The organism is Rhodococcus sp. 5G237 (genome assembly GCF_053764735.1).
Genome location: NZ_JBSNCD010000003.1, coordinates 247,637 through 268,231 on the forward strand (window position 1 = coordinate 247,637; position 20,595 = coordinate 268,231).

General features: G+C 66.3%; 20 protein-coding genes. 7 read left to right on the forward strand and 13 right to left on the reverse strand.

Features of this window, described 5'->3' with window-relative positions; all coding sequences use genetic code 11:
• Positions 1–12 precede the first annotated feature (12 nt).
• Both acnA and ACWPOC_RS07770 read right to left on the reverse strand, forming a co-directional pair.
• Entirely contained in the window at positions 13–2,811 is a 2,799-nt protein-coding gene (acnA, locus tag ACWPOC_RS07765) for an aconitate hydratase AcnA (protein WP_455408349.1), read from the reverse strand.
• 77 nt (positions 2,812–2,888) lie between these two features.
• A complete protein-coding gene (locus tag ACWPOC_RS07770) occupies positions 2,889–3,452 on the reverse strand; it encodes a TetR/AcrR family transcriptional regulator (protein ID WP_455408350.1) in 564 nt (187 codons plus the stop codon).
• Positions 3,453–3,504: 52 nt separating this feature from the next.
• On the opposite strand from ACWPOC_RS07770, the gene ACWPOC_RS07775 reads away from it, so the two are divergent.
• The 4 genes from ACWPOC_RS07775 (at position 3,505) to ACWPOC_RS07790 (ending at position 6,420) form a co-directional block, all read left to right on the forward strand.
• Positions 3,505–4,503 carry an alpha/beta fold hydrolase gene (locus ACWPOC_RS07775; RefSeq protein ID WP_455408351.1) on the forward strand — a complete coding sequence of 333 codons (999 nt, stop codon included), beginning with the start codon at positions 3,505–3,507 and terminating at the stop codon, positions 4,501–4,503.
• Positions 4,504–4,886: 383 nt separating this feature from the next.
• Positions 4,887–5,315, forward strand: coding sequence for a hypothetical protein (locus tag ACWPOC_RS07780; protein ID WP_159418802.1), 429 nt, complete (start codon positions 4,887–4,889; stop codon positions 5,313–5,315).
• A gap of 140 nt (positions 5,316–5,455) precedes the next feature.
• Positions 5,456–6,043, forward strand: a complete 588-nt coding sequence (locus ACWPOC_RS07785; RefSeq protein WP_455408352.1) for a DUF3558 domain-containing protein — start codon at positions 5,456–5,458, stop codon at positions 6,041–6,043.
• A gap of 17 nt (positions 6,044–6,060) precedes the next feature.
• Entirely contained in the window at positions 6,061–6,420 is a 360-nt protein-coding gene (locus tag ACWPOC_RS07790; RefSeq protein ID WP_455408353.1) for a hypothetical protein, read from the forward strand.
• A 526-nt stretch (positions 6,421–6,946) separates the two neighbouring features.
• On the opposite strand, the gene ACWPOC_RS07795 is transcribed toward ACWPOC_RS07790, so the two are convergent.
• From ACWPOC_RS07795 to ACWPOC_RS07820, 6 genes are read right to left on the reverse strand one after another with little or no spacing between them, the layout of a single operon-like run.
• Positions 6,947–7,819: a VOC family protein gene (locus ACWPOC_RS07795; RefSeq protein WP_455408354.1), complete on the reverse strand. Its 873-nt coding sequence runs from the start codon at positions 7,817–7,819 to the stop codon at positions 6,947–6,949.
• On the reverse strand, positions 7,819–8,997 hold the full coding sequence (locus ACWPOC_RS07800; RefSeq protein WP_455408355.1) for a flavin reductase: 1,179 nt from the start codon (positions 8,995–8,997) through the stop codon (positions 7,819–7,821). The genes ACWPOC_RS07795 and ACWPOC_RS07800 overlap by 1 nt, the downstream gene beginning before the upstream one ends.
• Positions 8,998–9,007: 10 nt before the next feature.
• Positions 9,008–9,808 (reverse strand): ABC transporter ATP-binding protein, encoded by an 801-nt coding sequence (locus tag ACWPOC_RS07805; RefSeq protein WP_455408356.1) that lies wholly within the window; start codon positions 9,806–9,808, stop codon positions 9,008–9,010.
• On the reverse strand, positions 9,808–10,584 hold the full coding sequence (locus ACWPOC_RS07810) for an ABC transporter permease (RefSeq protein WP_455408357.1): 777 nt from the start codon (positions 10,582–10,584) through the stop codon (positions 9,808–9,810). The genes ACWPOC_RS07805 and ACWPOC_RS07810 overlap by 1 nt, the downstream gene beginning before the upstream one ends.
• The gene (locus ACWPOC_RS07815; RefSeq protein WP_455408358.1) at positions 10,581–11,459 is read right to left on the reverse strand and encodes an ABC transporter permease; all 879 of its coding nucleotides are present in this window, start codon (positions 11,457–11,459) and stop codon (positions 10,581–10,583) included. The genes ACWPOC_RS07810 and ACWPOC_RS07815 overlap by 4 nt, the downstream gene beginning before the upstream one ends.
• Before the next feature lies 1 nt (position 11,460).
• Entirely contained in the window at positions 11,461–12,441 is a 981-nt protein-coding gene (locus ACWPOC_RS07820) for an ABC transporter substrate-binding protein (protein ID WP_455408359.1), read from the reverse strand.
• A gap of 260 nt (positions 12,442–12,701) precedes the next feature.
• On the opposite strand from ACWPOC_RS07820, the gene ACWPOC_RS07825 reads away from it, so the two are divergent.
• A complete protein-coding gene (locus tag ACWPOC_RS07825; protein ID WP_145708819.1) occupies positions 12,702–13,505 on the forward strand; it encodes an IclR family transcriptional regulator in 804 nt (267 codons plus the stop codon).
• 44 nt (positions 13,506–13,549) lie between these two features.
• Here the strand turns inward: ACWPOC_RS07825 and ACWPOC_RS07830 are convergent, their stop codons facing one another.
• The 4 genes from ACWPOC_RS07830 to ACWPOC_RS07845 all read right to left on the reverse strand — a co-directional run bounded on the left by ACWPOC_RS07830 (position 13,550) and on the right by ACWPOC_RS07845 (position 17,225).
• Positions 13,550–14,722, reverse strand: a complete 1,173-nt coding sequence (locus ACWPOC_RS07830) for an acyl-CoA dehydrogenase family protein (RefSeq protein ID WP_145708818.1) — start codon at positions 14,720–14,722, stop codon at positions 13,550–13,552.
• 16 nt (positions 14,723–14,738) lie between these two features.
• Complete coding sequence (locus tag ACWPOC_RS07835; RefSeq protein ID WP_016694251.1) at positions 14,739–15,590, reverse strand: alpha/beta fold hydrolase; 852 nt, start codon at positions 15,588–15,590, stop codon at positions 14,739–14,741.
• A gap of 152 nt (positions 15,591–15,742) precedes the next feature.
• Positions 15,743–16,462, reverse strand: a complete 720-nt coding sequence (locus ACWPOC_RS07840) for an IclR family transcriptional regulator (protein ID WP_455408360.1) — start codon at positions 16,460–16,462, stop codon at positions 15,743–15,745.
• A gap of 1 nt (position 16,463) precedes the next feature.
• Complete coding sequence (locus tag ACWPOC_RS07845; RefSeq protein ID WP_159418810.1) at positions 16,464–17,225, reverse strand: IclR family transcriptional regulator; 762 nt, start codon at positions 17,223–17,225, stop codon at positions 16,464–16,466.
• Positions 17,226–17,462: 237 nt separating this feature from the next.
• Between ACWPOC_RS07845 and ACWPOC_RS07850 the strand changes: the two genes are divergently transcribed.
• Complete coding sequence (locus tag ACWPOC_RS07850) at positions 17,463–18,050, forward strand: DUF3558 domain-containing protein (RefSeq protein ID WP_272269243.1); 588 nt, start codon at positions 17,463–17,465, stop codon at positions 18,048–18,050.
• A 24-nt stretch (positions 18,051–18,074) separates the two neighbouring features.
• Positions 18,075–18,437 carry a hypothetical protein gene (locus ACWPOC_RS07855; RefSeq protein ID WP_455408361.1) on the forward strand — a complete coding sequence of 121 codons (363 nt, stop codon included), beginning with the start codon at positions 18,075–18,077 and terminating at the stop codon, positions 18,435–18,437.
• Between the two features lie 220 nt (positions 18,438–18,657).
• Here the strand turns inward: ACWPOC_RS07855 and ACWPOC_RS07860 are convergent, their stop codons facing one another.
• Positions 18,658–20,511, reverse strand: coding sequence for a TerD family protein (locus tag ACWPOC_RS07860; RefSeq protein WP_455408362.1), 1,854 nt, complete (start codon positions 20,509–20,511; stop codon positions 18,658–18,660).
• Positions 20,512–20,595: the final 84 nt, after the last annotated feature.

Here is a 20,595-nt window from a genome sequence, read left to right on the forward strand (position 1 = left end):
CCCGTCTGTCGTCTACTGCGCGAGCTGCTTACGCAGCACGTACTTCAGGATTCCGCCGTGCTGGAAGTACTCGGCCTCGGCGGGAGTGTCGATGCGCACGGTCGCGTCGAACTCCGTATCTCCCGCCTTCACGTGCACGGTCTCAGGGATCTCGTCGCTGTCCGCCAGACCGGTGATGGTGAATTCCTCCTCCCCCGTCAGGCCGAGGCTCTGCGCCGACTCGCCCTCCGGGAACTGCAGCGGCAGCACGCCCATACCGATGAGGTTGGAGCGGTGGATGCGCTCGTACGACTGCGCGATCACCGCCCGCACACCCAGCAGCAGTGTGCCCTTGGCAGCCCAGTCACGCGACGAGCCCGACCCGTACTCCGCGCCCGCGAGCACGACCAGCGGCGTGCCGTCCTCCGCATACTTCTGCGCGGCGTCGTAGATGCTCATCTGCTCGTCGCTCGGCAGGTAGCGGGTGACGCCGCCCTCGACGTCCGGCACCAGCTGGTTGCGCAGCCGGATGTTCGCGAAGGTGCCGCGGATCATCACCTCGTGGTTGCCACGTCGCGACCCGTAGGAGTTGAAGTCGGCCTGCTCGACGCCGTGCTCCTGCAGGTAGCGACCCGCGGGGCTGTCACGTCGGATCGCACCGGCCGGTGAGATGTGGTCGGTGGTCACCGAATCACCGAGCAGCGCGAGCACCCGCGCGCCCTCGATGTCGCGCAGTGCCTCGGGTTCCGACGACATGTCCTCGAAGTAGGGAGGTCGCCGCACGTACGTCGACTCGTCCTTCCACTCGAACACCTCGCTGTCGGGCACGTCGAGGTTCCGCCACGTCTCGTCACCGGTGTAGACGTCCTGGTAGCCGGTCTCGAACATCTCCGCGCGCACCGCGTCGTCGATGACCTCCTGGATCTCCTGCGTCGTGGGCCAGATGTCGCGCAGGTAGACGTCGTTGCCCTCGCTGTCGGTGCCGAGCGGGTCATTGAAGAGGTCGACGAGCATCGAACCCGCCAGTGCATACGCGATCACCAGCGGCGGCGACGCGAGAAAATTCATCTTCGTCTGCGGATGGATGCGTCCCTCGAAGTTGCGGTTGCCCGACAGGACGGCCGAGACGTTGATGTCGTGCTCGTCGATCGCGGCTGCGATCTCGTCGGGAAGCGGACCCGAGTTGCCGATGCAGGTCGTGCAGCCGTAACCGACGAGATTGAACCCGAGCTTGTCGAGATACGGGGTCAGACCCGAACGTTCGTAGTAGTCGGTGACGATCCGCGACCCCGGAGCCAGCGACGTCTTCACCCACGGCTTGCTCCGCAGCCCCTTCTCGACGGCGTTCTTGGCGAGCAGCGCCGCACCGATCATCACCGACGGGTTCGACGTGTTCGTGCACGACGTGATCGCCGCGATCACCACGTGACCGTTGTCGAGTTCGAACTCGTCGCCGTCCCCGACGCGCACCGGAACCTTCTTCGACGGCGGAGCCGAGGTGTCGGCTTCGTCGGGCACCGGGTCGCGCGGCTCGTCGCGGGAGTCCTCGCTGCGCACCGACACCGGGTCGCTGGCGGGGAACGATTCGAGCACACCCTCGTCGACACCCGAGTCCTGGACGCGGGAGACGACGTCGGGCACCTCCTCACCGTTGAGCAGCGAGGTCACGGCCTTGGGGGCGAGGGCGACGGGGATGCGGTCCTGCGGTCGCTTCGGGCCGGCGACGGACGGCCGGACCTTCGACAGATCCAGTTCGACGACCTCGCTGTAGTCGGGTTCACGATCCGGGTCGTGCCACAGGCCCTGCTCCTTCGCATACGCCTCGACGAGGCGGATCTGCTGGTCGTCGCGACCGGTGAGGCGCAGGTAGTCGAGGGTGGCGTCGTCGATCGGGAAGATCGAGATCGTCGAGCCGTACTCGGGGCTCATGTTGCCGATGGTCGCGCGGTTGGCGAGGGGCACGTTGGCGACGCCGGGGCCGAAGAACTCGACGAACTTGCCGACCACGCCTGTCTTGCGGAGCATCTCGGCGACGGTGAGCACGAGGTCGGTCGCCGTGGTGCCCTCCTGCAGTTCACCGGTGAGCTTGAAGCCGACGACCTGCGGGATCAGCATCGACGCCGGCTGGCCCAGCATCGCCGCCTCGGCTTCGATGCCGCCGACGCCCCAGCCGACGACGCCGAGGCCGTTGATCATGGGGGTGTGCGAGTCGGTGCCGACGAGCGAGTCGGGGTAGGCGACGAGCCCGCCGTCCTCGTCCTCCCGCGTGAAGACGACGCGGGCCAGGTACTCGAGGTTCACCTGGTGGCAGATGCCGGTGCCGGGCGGGACCACCTTGAAATCGTCGAATGCTCCCTGTGCCCAGCGCAGCAGCTCGTAACGTTCGCGGTTGCGCTGGAACTCGAGGCCGGTGTTGATCCGGAAGGCGTCCTCGGTGCCGAAGACGTCGGCGATCACCGAGTGGTCGATGACCAGCTCGGTGGGGATCAGGGGGTTGATGCGCTTCGGGTCGCCGCCCTGCTGGGTCATGGCGTCGCGCATCGCGACGAGGTCCACGACGCACGGCACGCCGGTGAAGTCCTGCATGAGGACGCGTGCCGGGGAGAACTGGATCTCCGGATTGTGCTCCGACTTCGGATCCCATCCCGCGACGGCCTCGATCTGCTCCCGCGTGACGAGTCGCCCGTCCTCGGTGCGCAGCAGGTTCTCCAGCAGGACCTTGAGGCTGTAGGGCAGCCGCTCCGAGCCCGGGACCTTGTCGATGCGATAGATCCGATAGTCGGTGTCGTCGACCTTCAGGGTGTCGCGTGTGCCGAAACTGTCGTCACTCATGAACGTGCCTCCCGACTGCGATGTTTCCGGTGGTTACCCGAATGGGTAGCCCGTTCCGTCGCTCGGCAATCACAAGGTCAGGTGGTCGTGCGGTCGACCTCGTCAGTGATGAGAGAGATGCCGTCGGCCGGTTCCGTGACGCCGAGCAGGGCGGACTGTGCGAGGCCGTTGCTGAGTGCGACGAGGCGCGTGGCCTGGTCGGGTGCTTTCTCGGGTGGCATGCCCAGTTCTTCGAGGAGTCGTCGGGTTTCCTCTGCTGTGCCTTGTGTCGACTCTTCCAGGAATGCGCGGATCCAGGGATCGCTCGCGGACTTGGCGAGATAGGCGTACCAGACGGACACCCCGAGACGTCCGGCCTCATCCGTCGGGACTGGTTGAACGAGTAGAGCGACGAGGGCCGCCCGCGGATCGGATTCTGCTCGCTCGTAGCGTTTTTCGGCTTCGGCGACCATGTATTCGGCGCCCGTGCGGATGAGGTGTTCCTTGGAATCGAAGTAGTGCTGGATCCGGCCGATCGACACTCCCCCGGCGGCGGCCACCGCCTGGAAGGTCACGCCGTCGATCCCTCGCTCGTGGATGACCGCCCACAGCGCGTACACGATCTCCCGACGGCGTTGCGCATGGTCGACGACTCTCGGCATGATCCAACGATACAATATGAACATATTGCAACGTCGACGATCGGTGGTCCTGATGACCCAGCACATTCGATCGAGCAGGTTCTTTCGGCGTGCCGGCACGGCGCTGGTCGCAATACTCGCGGTCATCGGTGGTGTCGCCGTCTACCAGTTCTTCTTCGGCGCGCCGGGCGTCGGCCACTTCCGCAGTGATTCCGGTCGGGCCGGTTACGTCGCTGCCTACGAGCGAGCGATGTCCGCGCTGCCGCCACCTTCTGCAGTTCACGACGTCCCCACTCGGTTCGGCACGGTCCGCGTCTACGAATGGACGTCGCCTCGGACAGCCGACTCCGTGCCCGTCGTTCTCGTCCCGGGCCGCGCGTCGGGTGTGCCGATGTGGGGTGAGAACCTTCCTGGCTTCCTCCCCGAGCACCGAGTTCTCGCGTTCGATGCCCTCGGCGACGCAGGACTGTCTGTCCAGGCCGCACCGTTGACCTCTACCGACGACCAGGCGCTGTGGATCGACGACGTGCTCTCAGGGCTCGGCGTGGAGACTGCGCATGTCGTCGGACATTCCTTCGGCGGGGCAAGCGCGGCGTCCTACGCGAAGCAGTTCCCCGAGAAGGTCCGGTCGCTGACATTGCTCGAGCCCGTGTTCACCTTTGGCTATCCCCCTGCCCGAATGTTGTTCTGGGCGTCGGTATCGACACTGCCGGGCCTCCCGACCAGTTGGCGGGACACCGCACTCGCGAAGGTCGGAGGTGTCGACGACTACGATTCCGACGACGCCATGGCGGCGATGATCTCGGAGGGCTCGCAGCACTTCTCCGCCGCCCTGCCGACCCCGTCACCGTTGAGCGACGACGAGCTGAGGGCTTTGGCCATGCCCACCTATGTCGCTATCGCGGAGCGTGATTCGCTCGCCGGAGGTGAGAAAGCAGCAGCTCGGGCACGGCAACTCGCCGATGCCGAGGTGCTGGTCTTCCCCGACACGACGCACTCGCTGCCCATGCAGGCGAAGGATCGACTGAACTCGGAGCTGCCCGAGTTCTGGCGCGGGTCGGAGCAGGACTGACTCGGCAGCAGCGCGCGAATTGGTCGTCGGTGCGCGTTGTTGCGCGCTCCGATGACCGTTTCGCGCTCTCGGTCGGGGGCTGTGTGTAACGCGGGTGGCAGCAGGCACGACACCCATACGGTCATTCCATACAGAACGGACATTGCATTGAACCTGCCCGCCGGCTCGCGGCCGCCTCATCCCCGGCCTGCCCCCGAGTCGACGAGGACGGATTTCAGTGCGCAGCCCTCTGTGTTCGGAAGCGCGATCTCGTGGAGGAGTCGATGACCCGCGGCCATAAGCCGCCACGTCACCGCCCTCCCGCCCCGTCCGCATACGGACTGCAGCCCACATCCTGGGCGGGGTGCGCTCGATCGGCAGCATTCACACAAGGATTGGATTCAATGAAGAAGTTCATCGGAACGCTCGCTGCTGCGGCAACTCTCGCCACGGGTACTGTCGTGCTCACTGCACCTGCAGCTCAGGCAGCGACGATTTCCGGCAGCGCGGTCGAGTACGTGTTCTGCAGCGCTAACCAGCACAACAACGAAGTCACCTACTACGACCGCTACGGCATGGTCGAGAAGATCGTCAGCCTGCCCGACTTCGACGGGAAGGTCTACTGCGGGGCGATCGAGGTCGGCATCGAGTCCGATTCGTATGTCTGGTCCTCGATTGCCAACGATCACTCGCACTACGTATACGCGGCGATCTACTCGGTGTCCTACCCGCTCTTCTCGGGAAGCACCGGCGCCCCGCCCAACCGGACTCTGGTTGCGCGGGAGGAAAGTCGCGATCGCTCTGGCGGCTTCAACTACGCCATCGCTTCGTAGCGAGCAAATGATCCCAGCGAATGCCCCCGACTCCGCAAGAGTCGGGGGCATTCGTGTAGGTGGTAGCACCCTCGGCGACGTCTCCTCACCGCCGGCGCACTCTGTGTTAGCGTCTGCCCGACAATCGATCGGGGGGTCGCATGGGCAGGTGGGGAATCGTCGCGCTCGCAGCAGCCGCAGCAGTGGTGACGGCGTGTAGTCCGAGCGTCGCGGACGACGCCGCAGGCGACGAGACAACGACATCGACGACCCGAACCCCGCGCATCACCGACGACTCCGGTCGACCGCCAGTCACCTTCGATCCCTGCTACGACATCCCCGACGACGTCATGAACGCGGCCGGGTACGACGCGGCAAAGAAAGAACTCGCGGACATGCCGATGGGGACACACACCTTCCTCGGATGCACATATGACAACAGGGACCATATCCCGGGAGTCAGACGTGGATACGGCCTCAATATCCTGGCTGGCAATGTCACTCTGGAGGAGGAGTTCCAGAAGAACGCACACGTCGCTGACCAGACAAGCATCAACGGCAGACCCGCACTCCTAGAAGTAGACCCTGACGCACGAAACGGTTGCAAGTACGCCCTACAGACAGATTTCGGAGTGGTACTCGTTACTCGAATTCTCTACGCCGACCACTCGGGTCCTGCACCTCAAACCGATTGGTGCGTAGGTATGGAAGACCTCGTCGCCTCGGTCGAACCCTCCATCGCGAACTGAGATCGGACAGGACCAACATGCCGGAGTTCAGCAGGCTCGAGCCCCACGTCGTCGCAGAGATCCTGAGAATCTGCAAGACCATGCTGGATGAGTTCGACCAGTCGTACAAACAGACTTTCAAGCTGACCGACGCCCGAGGCTTCGGCGACTTCGACTCCGCTCAACAGTTGGCCGCAGGCTATCGACGCAAAGCCGCAGGCACACCGGAGTCGGCCAGAGAACGCGTCGAGCAGTTCATCGACGCCCTCACCCAACTCCGCGACGCCTTCGCAACCGGCGGAGAAGCCTTCCTCGACACCGAATCCGATTGGGCCCGCCAACTCGCCGCCACCGACCCCGACAGCGGAGCGGGAAGCGGGCATCCGAACGCGCAATAACGCGCACCTTGACCACTTCGCGCCCGAGCAGTTGTGTTGGCATCCGGCCGACCGATCGGGGTCGAACAGGCAAGGGGAACAACTGATACGACGTCCATCCGCTCGCCGGTTCGTCATTCGCTACAGTTACGACAGGTGCGAATGGCAATTTCGCGAGCGGATGCAGTGAGAAGATGCCCAGCGCCATCACCGACCCCGGCAGCGAAGCGCGAAACGGTCACCAGCGCAATAACGCGCACCTTTGACCACTTCGCGCGCTCGAGCAGTAGCGTTGGCGTCCGGCCGACAATCGATCGGGGGTCGACTGGGTAAGGGGAACAGCCGATGCGACTTCCATCCGCTCACCGGTTCGCCATTCGCTACGGTTGCGGCGCGTGCAATTGGCAATTTCGCGAGCGGATGCAGTGAGAAGATGCCCCCTGCGCCGCCACCGACCCCGACAGCAAAGCGCGAAATGGTCACCAGCACGCGCAATAACGTGCACCGATGACCATTCCGCGCTCCTACGACTGCACAGAACCGAGTACTAGCCCTGCGGACGGCGGTGACCCCAGTAGTGGGCGGAACCGTAGCGGGTGGGGAGCCAGTTCTCGTCGTCGATGAGAATGCCACCGACGCCGTACTCGATGCCGAAACCCGAAGGGCTGCGGACGTAGAACGAGATCATCTTGTCGTTCGTGTGCTTGCCGAGGGTGGAGAGGATCGGGATGTCGCTGTCCTCCACCTTGTCCCACTGGCGACCCAGCAGATCGAGGTCGTCGATCTCGAACATCAGGTGCCCGATGCCCTGATTCCGGTGCGGCGCATGGGCGAACGCGAACGAGTGATGGCGCGGGTTGCAGTGCAGGAAGGTGCCCACCGAGCCCGGCATGTCGATGTGGTCGCTGAGCCGAAAACCGAGGATTTCGCGGAACAGACGGTCGTAGACCTTCGCATCACCGTGCAGCGCCTGGAAGGCGTGCCCGAAACCGAGGTCGCTCGCGACGAACTTCGCGCCCGTCGGTGAGACGAACTTGTCGATGGCGTTGCGCAGACCCCAGAACAACTCGTGGTCGAGGACGTCCTCGGGGTCGCGGAAGCGGACGAGGTCCATGACCTGCCGCTCCTCGATCACCGAGGAGTCCACCGACTCGACGTGGTAGCCGGCATCGACGAGGCGCTTGGACAACTCCTCGAGGGCTTCCGGTCCACCGACGTCCCAGCCGAGCGCGGTGACACCCGGATCGTCGGAGCGACGCACGTCGAGGCGGTAGGCGTACTCGTCCATCCGCAGCAGCATCCGGTCGTCGTCGCGGTAGGCGACCTGCAGGCCGAGGAGTTCGGAGCCGAAGGCGACCCACTCATCGAGGTCCTTCGCGCGGACGACCGCATATCCCAGTGCCCTGACTCGAGCGTTCATCATTTCTCCTTGGTCGATGGGGTGCGCGCGGCGAGAGCCTCGGCGGTGTCGGCGGCGACGGATCGCAAATCGTCGATCCAGCGCAGCACCTGGTCACCGGACGCGGCGCGCGGAAGCCGGGACAGTCGCAGTGCGATGCGGGTGCGTCCCTCGGGGTCGGGGACGGGGACGACGACCGAGTGCAGGTCGTACGTGCCGTCGGGGTCGATGTCGGGTTCGTACAGCGACGCGGTGCCGGAGATCATCTGCTTCATCCGGCGGTCGTGCTCGGGCAGGACGTCGCATCCGGAGTAGTCGTTCATCACCGACACGCGAGCGAGCTCCGTCTCGGGCATGAGCGACATCGAGTAGCCGCGTTCACGAACCTTCTCGAGGTTCGACACGAAAGCTGCTGTGTCGTCGTTTCTTCCGGCGCGGCCGAGCCACTGCTGCACTTCGTCGTCGGAGGCCTGACTGTGAAAGACGGTGCCGAGCGGCGGAATCAGCGGGATCCGCTGTCCGATCTCCACGGCATCGGGATCACCGGAGTGGTTCTCGGTCATCACGAAGACCGCTTCGTCGCCGACGCGGGCGAGCACACCGCAGTCCGCGCCGACGCCGGCGGCGAGCGCTTCGAGTCCGTCGCGGGCCGCCTCGGCCATGCGCACGCCCCGGATGAGTTCCGGATCTGCGGGTGCGACGGAGGTCGGGAGGGAGAACCTGCCGTATCCGCCCTGGAAGAACAACAGCGGCAGCGTCGGGCGGGCCACGTCGAGGTCCTGCACGCGACCCATGACGATGAAGTGATCGCCACCTTCGAGTTCGTCGGCGACCTCGCAGTCGATCCACGTGACGGCTCCGTCGAGGATGGGGGATCCCGACGGTGCCGGCGTCCACTCGACCCCCGCGAACTTGTCGTCGCCGCGGGCGGCGAACCGCCCGCAGAGTTCACGCTGGTCGGCGGCGAGCACGTTGACGCAGAAGTGGCTGCTCGTGCGGAGCCGCGCGTAGGTGCGCGACTCGCGTGTGGGCAGGTACGCCACGATCGGTGGGTCCAGCGACACCGAGGTGAACGAACCGACCACCATGCCTACAGGCTGCCCGTCGGCGTCGATCGCGGTGATGACCGCGACGCCGGTCGGGTAGTGCCCGAGGGTCTGGCGGAAGCGCGAGGGGTCGATCGTGCCGTGGATCTGCATGACCTCTCCCCTACGCGGTCGCCGGGTTGCGGATGAGGGTATAGACCTCGGCGCGCAGGTCGGCGAACTCCGGCAGGGCCTTCGTCGACAGCTGGTCGCGCGGCTTCGGCAGGTCGATCGGGAGCATCGCGGTGACGCGCGCGGGACGGCCGGACAGTGCGAGCACCGTGTCGGCGAGGTAGACGGCCTCGTCGATGTCGTGGGTGACCAGCATGACCGTCAGTCCGAGATGGTCACGCACGCGCAGCACGAGATCTTCGAGGTCGGCGCGGGTCTGCGCGTCGACGGAGGCGAACGGCTCGTCCATGATGATCGCCCGCGGGTTCGATGCGAGGGCGCGCGCGATGGCGACGCGCTGCTGCATGCCGCCGGACAGCTGCCACGGATACGCCTGGGCGACGTCGCTCAGGCCGACCTCGACGAGCGCCTGACGGGCTTGCGCGAGGCGTTCGGCCTTCTTGACGCCGGCCGAGCGCAGCGGCAGTGCGACGTTGTCGATGACCGACAGCCACGGCATCAGCGACCGGCTGTAATCCTGGAAGACGATCGCGAGGCCCTCCGGCGGCTCGGTGACCCGCTTGCCCTCGAAGAGGATGTCACCCTGGCTGGGTCGCAGGAGTCCGGTCAGGCACTGCAGGAGCGTGCTCTTGCCGACGCCGGACGGGCCGACGATGCACACGAATTCACCCTTGCCGACGGTGAAGTCGAGGCCTTCGAAGATCTGCGGTCCGCCGTAGCTGTGTCCGAGACCGCGCACTTCGAGCACCGTACCCGTGCGGGTCTCGGGCTTGGTCGCTTCGGTAGTGGTCATCATTTGCCTCCACGGTTGTGCGCGGTCATGCCCGCATGCCAGGCCAGCACACGACGTTCGACGAGCGCGAAGAGCTTGTTGAGCAGGTAGCCGAGGATCCCCAGCGCGATGATGCCTGCCCACATCGAGGTGATCTTGAATCCACGTTGTGCGTCGAGGATGTAGTAGCCGATGCCGCCGGGGGTACCGACCATCTCGGCGACGACCATCGCGACGATGGAGATCGCCAGTGCGGTGCGTGCACCGGCGAAGATCTGCGGCGACGCGGCGGGCAGGATCACGAAGCGGATCCGGTCCGCGAGCGTGATGCGGTAGCTGGCGGTGACCTGGTGCAGGACGGGTTCGACGGAACGGACACCGTCGATGGTGTTGAGCAGGATCGGCCAGGTCGCGACGAGGGCGATGATGGCGATCTTCATCGAGTCACCGAGGCCGAGCAGCAGAATCATCACGGGAAGGATCGCGACGCCCGGTGTGGCACGGAGGAATTCGACGATGGGTCGCACCGCATTGTCGACGCGGGTCATCACGCCGAGCGCCAGTCCGAGGCCGACACCGACGACGCAGGCGAGTGCGAAGCCGACGAACAGTCGCTGCAGGCTCGGCCAGATCTCGGTGCGGATCCCTTCGAAGAACCACACGTCGGCGAACTTGTCGAGGATCTCCGACAGCGGCGGGAAGTAGGGGTCGGTGCTGGTGGCGCTGAAGATCGCCCACAGTGCGATGAGCAGGACGGGGAGCCACAGCTCCCACGCGAGGCGGCGTACGACGGTCACGGCTTGTTCACCCTTTCGGACGGGTGCCACCACAGCACGCGGCTCTGCGCGAGAACGAGAAGACGGTTCAGGCAGATACCGAGTACACCGGCGGTGAACACGTAGACGAACATCCGCTGGGTGTCGTCGACGGTCAGTGCCTGGTAGAGGCGCTGGCCGATGCCGTCCGCACCACCGAGGAACTCCGCGGAGATCGTGATCAGGAGGCTGATGGTCGCAGCGATACGCAGACCCGTCATGAGGAACGGCATCGACGACGGGAGGTAGATGTCCCGGATGCGGCTCACCGGCGACAGGCGGAACGCCCGGGCCACCTGCTTCATCTGCGACGACAGCTGCTGTGCTGCGTAGGTCGACTGGACGAGGATCGGCCAGACGGCGCTGAACATCACCAGGACGACGGCCATGGTGCGGGTGCCGCCGAACAGCAGCAGCACGAGCGGCAGGATCGCGACACCGGGGATCGTGCGTCCGAAGTCAACGACGAACGAAGTGCTCTGCTCGATCTTGCGGTAGGTGCCGTTGACCAAACCGAGCGGAACGCCGATCAGCACCGAGAGCCCGAAGCCGATCAGGGCGGTCAGCAGGGTGTTGCCGACGGCGTCCCAGTACTGGCCGGTGACGACGAGCTCGGCGCCGGTCTCGATCAGCTGGAGCGGCGTCGGGATGCCCGAGGCCTTGCCCGGTCCCGTGACGAACACGTGCCAAGCGACGACGACGATCGCGAGGGCGACGAGCTTGCCGGCAGCGGAGGTGAGTCGCGCGGACATCGTCTTGCGCTTGCGCGCTGCGGCACGTCCGATCGAACCGGCGGGGCGCGGAGCGGTCACCTCCCGAGCTGCCCCGGGCGCATTCGCGGTGGCGGTGGGACTCATGTCAGCCACCCACGATCATGTCGCCGGGAGCGGGAGCGTCCGCCTCCTGGACCAGGCCGTAACGGACCATCCGGTCGAGGGTGGAGTCGATGTTGTCCTCGGTGATCGGGGTCGTCGGGAACTTCGGGTAGATGGCCTGCGACAGGATCGCGGGATCGACCTCGATGTAGGTCGCGGCGACCTCGGCGGCGAGACCGTCCTGCTCGGCGAGCATGGTGTTGGCCTCGACGACCGCGTCGCGGAACTTCTCGACGTTCTCGGCGTTCTCCGCGGCGTAGCGCGGCGTGGTCACGTAGGCGTACGACAGGTCGCCGCCGGCGTTGACGAAGTGGTCGAGGACGCGCAGGTCCGGATCGTTGAGGGTGGCGGTACCCGAGGGCTCCGCGGTGGTGACGACGTCGACGCTGCCGGAGCGGAGTGCGGCGAGGGTGTTGGGGACCTCGACGAACTCGGTCTTCGACGAGTCACCGCCGGCGTTGTCGATGGCCTCGCGCACGTCGAGCCACAGCTGGCCCTTGGTCTGCGGGATGCCGAAGGTGGCGTTCTCGAGGTCGGCAACGCTCTGGATGGGGCTGTCCGCCCGGACCCAGAAGCGGCCGCTGGTCAGACCGTCGTCCTTCGCGGGAGCTCCCAGGGCTCCCGGAGCGGCCATCACGAGGTCGACGCCTTCGGTCTTGGCGATGATCGGGCTGACCATGTCCATGAGGGCGAAGTCGATCTTCCCGCCGAGTAGCTGAGGGGTGGCCTCGCCGGGCGTCGCGACGGTGACGAGTTCGACGTCGAGGCCGTGCTTGTCGAAGACTCCTTCGAGGTCGGCGGTGCGCGGTCCGAGGGCATTGAAGCTCGGGAACACGGCGACGCGCACGGTGCCGTCGCCGGCGGTGTCGGCGTCGCTGGATCCGCCGCACGCAGTCAGCGCGAGCGAGGCCAGTGCGCCGAGGGCCAGCACCTTGAGCGGGCGCGGGAAGTTCGTGATGTTCATGGGGCTCCTTGGGAAGAAGTCGCTGTACAGGTGGGGAACGGGCGTCGAGGGGGGCGGGACTGCTCGTCCGTTCGTCGACATCAGGCCCGGTCGGCACCGGCAGCACCGCAACGAATGCTGCTGAATCTGCCAGGGCCGGGGCGGCGGGGGAACCGAAATTCCATTGGGTGATTGCAACCACGAAATCCGGGTGGGCCGCCCCTTAACGTGGACCGCATGGCAAGCGATTCGATCGTGTCCATCGCTGAGTGGAGGAACCGTTGACCGTTCTCGACGACACCCCGAACGGGGCCCGCGAGGAGCGGGCCGGCCGCCAGATGACGTCGGTGGCGAAGGCCCTGCAGTTGCTCGACGCATTCCGCAAGGCACGCGCCGACATGAGTCTGAGCGAACTCGCGCGTCGCGCCGATGTGCCGAAGTCGACGGCCTTCCGTCTGCTCGCCGAGCTCGAACAGTCCGGTTTCGTCGCCCGCAACGGTACGAAATACCGGCTCGGACTGTCCTGCTTCGAACTCGGCGCACGTTACAGCATGTGTCGTCCGAACGGTCTGCGCGACACGGCAAGTCATTTCCTCAGTCACCTCCACACGGCTACCGGTCTCACGGCTCATCTCGCTGTCCTCGACGGCCCCGAGATCCTGCACGTCGAGAAGGTCCAGGGCCCGAACAACCCTGTGGTTCTCACGATGCCGGGCCAACGCCATCCCGCATCCTGCACGGCACTCGGCAAGGCACTTCTCGCTTTCGGCAGTTCCGAGGACGTCCGTACCGCGCTCGACGCCGGTCTGCCTCGTTTCACGCCGCACTCGATCACCGACCCTCGTCGTTTCATGTCCGAGCTGAAACGGATCAGGGAATCGGGCGTCGCCTACAACCGTCAAGAGCTCTCGCGCGAACTCGTCTGCGTCGCTGCCCCGATCATCGTTCACGGGGCGATCGAAGCGGCCGTGTCGGTGTCCGGACCGACCGCGGGTGTCCGGTGGGACCGGACCGAGATGCTCGTTCGTCGTGCAGCAGCGGATATCTCGGCTGCTCGCGGTCGGAACACGAGCTCGCAGATCTGAACTTTTCTCGAGGCGGGGGACGGTGCGCACCGTCCCCCGCTTCGTCACATCCGGACGTTCTTGGGGGGTTCGCCACCGAAGGTGACGGTGCCCGCGGCCTCGTAGATCGGCTCGGCGACGTTCGCGCCGTGCCCGAGGGCGATGTGCATGTCGCGCCAGAACCGCTGGATCGGGTTGTCCATGCGCATCGCGGAGCCGCCGGCATGGGAGACGAGCTTGTCCACGGCAGCACCCGCGCGTCGGGACACACGCGCCTGGTTGCGTCGCACCTCGGCCCGCAGAGCGATGTCGATCGGCTTGCCCGACTGCGCCACCTCGTACAGGCGGTCGATGTCGGCGAGGAACTGCATGCGGCTGGCCTGCAGGTCCGATGCCGCTTCGCCGAGGGCGTGCAGCTGACGCGGGTCGGTCGCAGCGGTGACGCCGCGGGCCGACACACGGGTACGGGTGTAGTTGATCCAGTGTGCGAGGGCGCCTTCGGCGGCGGCGAGCGTGCCGGCGGTGATGGCCCCGCTGAACATCGAGTGGAACGGCATCCGGTACAGCGCCACGTCGCCGCGGCCTGCCTGGCTTGCGGCTGCTCCGGATCCGAGATCCTCGGGGTCGATGATCCGGTGGTCGGGCACGAAGGCGCCGTCGATCACGACGTCCTTGCTACCCGTGCCCTTGAGGCCGACGACGTCCCACGAGTCGTGGAGGATCGTGTAGTCCTTGCGGGGAATGATGAAGTGACGCAGACCGTCCGGACGGACATTGCCGTCGTCGTCGGTGAGCATGCCGCCGAGGACGACCCAGTCGCACAGGTCGGTGCCCGACGAGAACGGCCAGCGGCCCGAGAAGATCCAACCACCCTCGGTGCGACGTGCCCGCCCGATGGGAGCGTACGGCGAGGCCACCCAGGTGTCGGGATCCTCGCCCCAGATCTCCTCCTGGACCTGACGCGTTCCCTGCGCCAGTTCGAAGGAGTGGACGCCCACGACCGACGAGACCCATCCGGCAGACGCGTAGCGGCTTCCCACCGCCAGCACGGCCTCGAAGAACTCGCGCGGGTGGAGTTCCGATCCGCCGAAGTCCTTGGGCTGTAAGGCGCGGACGATGCCGACCTCACGGAGGGTCTTGTGGGTGGGTTCGGTGAGGTGACCGATCTTGTCGGATTCCTCGGCCTGGGATTCGAAGAAGTCGGCGAGTTCCTCGACCCGCTGCACCAGTTCGCTCATCGTTGTCTCTCCGGTCTCAGGCGTTCGGGGCGGTGTTGAGGATGAAATCGCGCACGACGCGGTTGAATTCGTCGGCATGCTCGAGCTGCGCCCAATGGCCGCACCGGTTGAGGAGCAGCAGACGCGAGTCGGAGATCATCGACACCAGGCGGAGGCCGGCTTCGAAGTGCACCACTCGGTCGTCGCGACCGTGGATGACCAGCGTGGGAGCCTTGATCGACGCGATCTCGTCCATCGACGCCTCACCGCGGCGCGGGCGACCCAGTCCGGCAGCGAAGTTGTCGAGGTGGTCCTGGCGTGCGCGTGCGTTCTCCGAGCGCTGCAGAACCAGCTCCTCGGTCGCGAACTCCTTGTCGAAGGTCATGATGTCGACCAGCGCGCGCATCGTCTCCGGCGACGGATCGAGGTAGCCACGGTGCAGAACCTTGAGACCCTCCGAGGGGCCGTTGCCGGGGCTGAAGATGCGCGGGCCCGGGGCGCCGGCACCCATCGAGACGACGTGCGACACGCGATCGGGATGGCGCGCAGCAACCTTCAACGAGGTAGCGCCGCCCATCGAGTTGCCGACGAAAGCGGCCTTCTCGATTCCGAGGGCGTCGAGCAGGTGGATCGCGGAGGTGACGTGGTCGCGATCCTCGTAGGTGACGGAATCGGACTTGCCCCAGCCCGGCATGTCCGGCGCGATGACCTGGAAGTCCTCGGCGAGCTGCGCCATGTTGGGGTTGAAGTTGCTCCAACCGGTGGCCCCCGGGCCGCTGCCGTGCAGCATCACGATCGGATGTCCCGCACCGGCCTGATGCAGGTGGATCTTCCCGTGGGGAGTGTCGATGTACCGGCTGGTTTCGGCCTCCGAGAGGTGGGCTGGCATGACTGCCCCTTTCGTCTCAGCTTGTGTGCCGCAAGAAGAGGTGCGCGGCTCTTGGTAAGGAGCGTCACATCCCTGCCGAAGCCCTTCCATCGGATCGTTCCGATATGCGGCACATTTCGAGAGATTGCCGAAATCTGTTCCGGCGACACCATTCAGGAACTGCACAAAGCGATCTCGCGGCAGGCATCGACGACGAGGCCGCGCACCTCGTCGTATCTCTCCGGCGCGATCCTGGTGGTGGCGCCGGCGATGGCCAGCGCCGCTGGTACTCCCCCACCCGGTGCGGAGATCGGCGCGGCGAGAGAGGTGAGTCCGTCTTCCATCTCGTCGACGGACACGGACCACCCTCCTGCCCGGATCGTCGCGAGATCATCGGACGTGGGCAGAGTTCTGTTGCGGTGCACCGGGAACTGTTGAGACACTCTGCGGACGGTCGCGTCGTCGGCATAGGCGAGGAGCAACTTCCCCGCCGCCCCGTAGCCCAATGGCAACGCCCTGCCCAGGACTACCACCGGGCGCAGCGCGTGCGGGCCCTCCACGGCATGGACGCAGACACGCGAGTCACCGTCGCGGACGTAGAGGTGCACGCTCTCGCGGACCTGGTCGCGCAAGGTCGCCATCACGGGGGCGGCGACGTCGCGGATTCCGATGGACCGGTCGGCGAGTCTCCCCCACTCGACCAGTCGGTACCCCATCGTGTACTCGCCGTCGCCACATCTGCGGACCAGTCCGTGACGTGCGAGTTCGACGAGGAGCCGGTGCGCCGACGACTTGGGGATGGAGATCTCCTCGGCGAGCGCCCCGAGACGCATCGGTCCGGGGGCGCGGCCGAGGGTGTCGACGAGCTGCACGGCCTTGTCGAGAACGGACACCTCAGCCGACCGAACGGAGAGAGGGAGGCAGACCGTCGCTGACGGCGCGCGCCGTGTCGACCACGGCATGGACCAGCGCACCGATGTTGAACCGAGGACGATGCACCGCGATGCACACGACCGACCGCACCTCCCGGGGCTTCGCGAAGACCGGCGACGCGATCCAGTACATACCGTCGGCGCTCTGGACGACGGCTGCGCCGGTGCGCCGGATCTCGCACAGTTCCTGCCGCAGGCGGAAGGCGTCGTTGTGGTCGTGCTGGGTGTGAGCGGTCAGCTCCGACACCTCGTCCGGGGACATGTAGGCCATGAAGACCGATCCGGGCGCCGAGTTCACGAGGTCCAGGCGCCGGGGAAGGATCCGACCCGTGCGAGTGGAGCTGCCGGCAATGACATCGGCCAGCACGATGCTGCCCCCGTCGCGGGAGGCCAGGGCCACGGCCTCTCGCGTGCTGGTGTGCAGGTCGACCAGGTGCGGGCGGGCGACGTCCTTGAGGGTCCGCGCGCCGGGGACACCCCACCCGAGACGCCACAGGCGCATACCCAGGCGGTACTTGCCGCGTGCCGCACGCTCGACGGCTCCCCACTCCACGAGGCTGGCCAGCATGCGGTGGACGGTCGCCGGCGGGAGGCCGGTGGCCGCGCACAGCGACCCGATCGTCTGCTCCGGCTCGGCGTCGGTGAAGCACTCGAGGATGTCGAATGCGCGCCCCAAGACGGATCGACGGTTCTCGTCGGTGGTGACAGCGGCAGAGTGGGTCATAGCGGCCTCGCAGTTCGGAACGTCGTTCTACTATTCGGAACGATGCAGACAGTAGATGCGATTGCAGTCACAATCAAACTGATCTTGTGAAGCAGAGCACCGTTGCTTTGTCTGCGCGCGGAGCGGGGATCGGTCATCGGAACGCACAACAACGCGCTCTTGTGACCACTTCGCGCGCCGGAGTGCCCGACCGATCCGTTGTGTTAGCGTCTGCCGACGAATCGATCGGGGGGTCGCATGGGTAGGTGGGGAACGGTCGCGCTCGCAGCACTCGCGGTCGTGGCGACGGCGTGCAGCCCGAGCGCTGCAGACGACGTGATGAGCGACGAAGCATCCACGTCGACCACCCGTACCCCGCGCATCACCGACGACTCCGGCCGACCACCGGTCACCTTCGACCCCTGCTACGACATCCCCGACGACGTCATGAGCGCATCCGGGTACGACGCGGCGAAGAAAGAGCTCGCGGACATGCCGATGGGGACGTACACCTACCTGGGGTGCCGATACAAGGGCACTATCAAGATCCCGGGGGTGCTCGCTCGCTACGACCTCACTTTGTTGTCGGGAAACGTGTCTCTCGACGAACAGCTTGCGGAGAATCCGACCGGAGCGACACCGACGACCATCAACGGTCGCCCTGCTGCGGTGAGGGTCGATCCCGATCGAAGCCTCACTTGCAGCTACCTGTTGCAAACGAGCTTCGGGGCCGTCATCTTGAACAGGCTTTACCACCCGGATTACCCCGGGGGTCCGCCGATCGAAGAGTGGTGCACCGACTTCGAGGAGTTGGTGTCTTCGATCGAGCCGTATGTCACCGATTGAACTGTCGAATCGTCAGGAGACAGCATGTCGTCGCCCTTCGTACGGCTGGAACCGGCTGTGGTCGCGGAGATACTTCGAATCTGCGAGGTGATGCTGGATGAACTCCGAGAGTCCAAGACGCTCGCGGACGGACTCTACGACGTGCGTGGATTCGGAGATTTCGAGTCCGCCAAACAGCTTGCTGCGGGCTATCGCCGCAAGGGCGCTGGAACGCCACAATCTGCGAGCGAGCGCATGCAGCAGTTCATCGATGCCCTCACCCAACTCCGCGACGCCTTCGCCGCCGGTGGAGAAGCCTTCCTCGACACCGAATCCGACTGGGCCCGCCAACTCGCCGCCACCGACCCCGACAGCGGAGCGGGAAATGGTCATCAGAGCGCGCAATAATGCGCACCGATGACCATTTCGCACGTTCGAGCAGTTGTGTTGGTGTCGGCCGACAATCGGTCGGGGCCGAATAGGCAAGGGGCGCAGCTGATTCGACTTCCATCCGCTCGCAGGTTCGTCATTCGCTACGGTTACGGCAGGTGCAGATAGCAATTTCGCGAGCGGATGCATTGAGAAGGTGCCCCAAGCACCGACACCGAACCCGACAGCGGAGCAGAAGTCAGTCGTCGACATCCACCCCGTATCGGCGTGCGAGGGCCGCGAGGTCGTCGTCGTACCCCTGCCCCACCGCGCGCAGCCGCCATTTGCCGGCGCGGCGGTAGATCTCGGCGAGGACCATGGTGCGTTCGGTGGTGCCGGCGTCGAGCACGAACGTCGCGGCGGTGCCGCTGTCGCTGTCGACGCCGACCGACACCGCGCCGAGTTCGCCGAAGGTGCGGTTGCCGTCGATGGCCGCGGCGATGGCGATGCGTTCGCATTCGGCGGGGAGCTCCGCGAGGTCGACCCGGATGCAGTGCTCGCTCGAACCGTCGATGGTCAGTTCGACGACGCCGTCGTCGTAGAGCGGGTTGTTGTAGAAGACGAAATCGTCGTCGGTGTCGACCTTTTCGTCGGCACCGAGCAGGAAGGCGACGACGTCGAGGTCGAACTCGTCGCCGGCCGTCTCGGCCCTCCACGCGACGTTCACAGCCCAGCGGTGACTGTCGGACGGCAGGTCGATCACCTCGCCGCGCGACAGCACCGGCGCCGTCAGCCACGACTCCACGCGCATGTGCGGGGGCACGATGCCCTTCTCCACCGCGGAGTCGACATCGTCGGGCCGGAGGACGGGCAGCTCGCGCGCGGCGACCCGCGCCATCCGCTTGTCGGCCTCTCCTCCTTCGAGGACCAGCACGTCGGTGACGGCGGCCGTGAAGTTGAGGGCCGGGCGTGCACCGAGCTGGGTGAGTCGCGAGCGCATCATGACGGCCTGCAGGTGCGTGCCGCCGAGCAGCAGTACCTTGCGTCCGGTCCACAGCTTGGGCTTCTGTCCGGTCAGCGGCCGGACCGGGGGCGCCACCGCGACCTGCGGTTCCGGCGGCGGAATGATGTCGACGACCGTCGCGACCTTCGGTTCGCCCGGTCGCACCCGCGTCAGGAGGTCCTCGAGCTGCTGCTCGCTGATCACGGGGATGCCTTCGGCCATCGCCTTGCGGACCTTGGCGGTCTGCACCGTGGGGTCGTTGCACACCACGACGCTGGTCTGCTTGCTCGCATTGTTCATCACGTCGAGTCCGGCCTCGGTCAGCCGGTTCGCGAGCGCGACCCGTGGGGTGACGGTGGAGCCGCTGATCACGACCTTCATGCCCTGGACGAGGCCGTCGTCGTCGAGGCGACCCGGGTTCTTCCACTGGCACGCGACCCGCGGGACGGAGGCGGGATACACCGACTTGCGGCTGCGGCAGTTGACGACGGGCAGCGGCAACTGCAGGTTGTCGGCCATCGCGGCGCTACGCAGGAAGATCTCCGACAGGACGCGCGCGTCGTCGTAGGCGTCGTGCTCCTGCAGCTGCTGGACCTGCCAGTGCTGCGCGAGGGTCGCCAGCCGGTAGTTGGGGACGTCGAGTTCGAGCCGGCGCGACAACGCGAGCGTGCACAGGCGATGCTCGGCCGGGAGCGAGGTGCCGGCCCGGCGGAACTCGGCGTCGAGGAACCCGTAGTCGAACGACGCGTTGTGGGCGACGATCGTGGCGCCGTCGAGGATCCCGGCCAGTTCACCGGCGATGTCCTCGAATCGCGGCGATCCGGCGAGGCGCTCCCGTGTGAGGTTGTGGACGTGCACCGGTCCCGGATCGCAGCCGGGGTCGACGAGGGTCGAGAACTCCCGCTCCACGGACCCGTCCTCGCGCAATACGAGGGCGGCGACGCTCAGGACCCGGTGGGCGTTGGGACGCACGCCTGAGGTCTCGACGTCGACCACCACCCACCGATGGTCGCGGGGCAACATCACAGCCCCCTCCGCGGGCGCGTGCACTTCGATCACGTACTCCTCCGATCGCTTCGTCCCCCGACGAGAACCACCACGATCGGACATTCTCAACCTGCCTACCGACAGGATCGAAACCGCCCTCCCGCTGTGACGCCTTCTTCGACGCCACCGATATCGTCCGTCCTTGCC